This is a genomic window from Nocardia farcinica (genome assembly GCF_029867845.1).
Lineage (GTDB): Bacteria > Actinomycetota > Actinomycetes > Mycobacteriales > Mycobacteriaceae > Nocardia > Nocardia farcinica_A.
In genome coordinates, this window is record NZ_JARWRU010000771.1 from 1 (window position 1) to 1,715 (window position 1,715).

A 1,715-nucleotide genomic window follows, 5' to 3' on the forward strand; every position below is an offset into this window, starting at 1 on the left:
GATGACGACCGTGCCCCCGCCCGCCGCCCTGTCCGCCGACCTGGTGAAACCGCTGCTCGACCGCGCCGTCGCGGGCGGGGCGGGCACCGTCGAGGTGTTCGCCCCCGCCACCGGCGCCAAGATCGCCGACCTGCCGCAGTCCTCGGTCGGGGACATCGACCGGGCTTTCGCCACGGCTCGCGCGGCGCAGCGCGAATGGGCTCGGCGGCCGGTGCGCGAGCGGGTGGCGGTGCTGCGGCGGCTGCACGAGATCGTGCTCGCCGAGCAGGACACCATCCTCGACATCGTGCAGACCGAGACCGGCAAGTCCCGAGCGCACGCCTTCGACGAGGTCGCCGATGTCGCGGTGAACGCGAGATACTATGCGGCGCAAGCGGATCGGCTGCTCACGGCACGAAGGCCGCGCGGCGTGCTTCCGGTGCTCACCCGGGTCGACGTGCTGCACCGGCCCAAGGGCGTGGTCGCGGTGATCTCGCCGTGGAACTACCCGCTGGCGCTGGCGGCCTCCGACGCGCTGCCCGCCCTGGCCGCGGGCAACGCCGTCATCGCCCGCCCCGACAACCAGACCGCCCTCACCGCCCTGTGGGCGATCGACGCCGCCGAACGCGCGGGCCTGCCCGAGGGGCTGTGGCAGGCGGTGCTCGGCCGCGGCGCGGTGATCGGTGGCGAGGTGATCGACCGCGCCGACTATGTCGACTACACCGGCTCCAGCGCCACCGGCCGCACCATCGCCCGGCAGGCCGGTGAGCGGCTCATCGGGTACTCGCTGGAACTCGGCGGCAAGAACCCGCTGATCGTGCTCGACGACGCCGACGTGAGCCGGGCGGCGAAGATCGCGGTGCGAGCCTGCTTCGCCTCGGCGGGCCAGCTGTGCGAGTCCATCGAGCGCATCTACGTGCACGAGGCCGTCCACGACCGGTTCGTGAGCGAGTTCGTGGCCGCGGTGCGGCGCATCGAACTCGGTGGTGGGCTGGACTACCGCGCCGACATGGGTTCGCTGACCTTCCAGCGTCAGCTCGACAGCGTGCGCGCCCACATCGAGGACGCCGTCGCCAAGGGCGCCACCGTGCTCGCGGGTGGCCGCCCCCGCCCCGACCTCGGCCCCTTCTTCCACGAGCCGACCGTGCTGACCGGTGTCACCCCGGAGATGGCGGTGTACGGCGAGGAGACCTTCGGCCCGGTCGTGTCGATCTACAAGGTGGCGAGCGAGGACGAGGCCGTCGAGGCCGCCAACGACACCCCCTACGGTCTGAACGCCTCGGTGTGGACGAAGGACGCCGAACGCGGCAGGCGGGTCGCCGCCCGCATCCGGGCGGGTTCGGTGAACGTCAACGAGGGCTTCATCGCGGCCTGGGGCAGCGTCGACGCGCCCTCGGGTGGACTCGGCATCTCCGGCACCGGACGCAGGCACGGCCCCGAGGGCCTGCTCAAGTACGTCGACACCCAGACCGTCGCCACCCAGCGGATGCTGCCGGTGGCGCCGCTGCCCGGCATGTCCGAGGGGGCGTGGGCGAAGGTCATGACCTTCTACCTGCGCCTGATGAAGTCCCTGCGCCAGCGATAGCCGGCCGCGCCCCGCGACAGGCTCGCGGCGGCCTGCGAGAGTCAGCGGCGGCCGACGACGGCTGTCGCGAACAGCTCTTCGGAGTCCACCCGTCGCGCCGGCAACCCGCGCTCGGTGAAGGCGGCCACTGCCTCCGCCGCCTGATCCCGGC

At 72.9% G+C, this 1,715-nt stretch carries 1 protein-coding gene; it reads left to right on the forward strand.

Annotation, left to right across the window (positions count from 1 at the left end; translation table 11 throughout):
- Position 1 precedes the first annotated feature (1 nt).
- Positions 2 to 1,564, forward strand: coding sequence for a succinic semialdehyde dehydrogenase (locus QH283_RS16920; RefSeq protein ID WP_280503954.1), 1,563 nt, complete (start codon positions 2 to 4; stop codon positions 1,562 to 1,564).
- Positions 1,565 to 1,715: the final 151 nt, after the last annotated feature.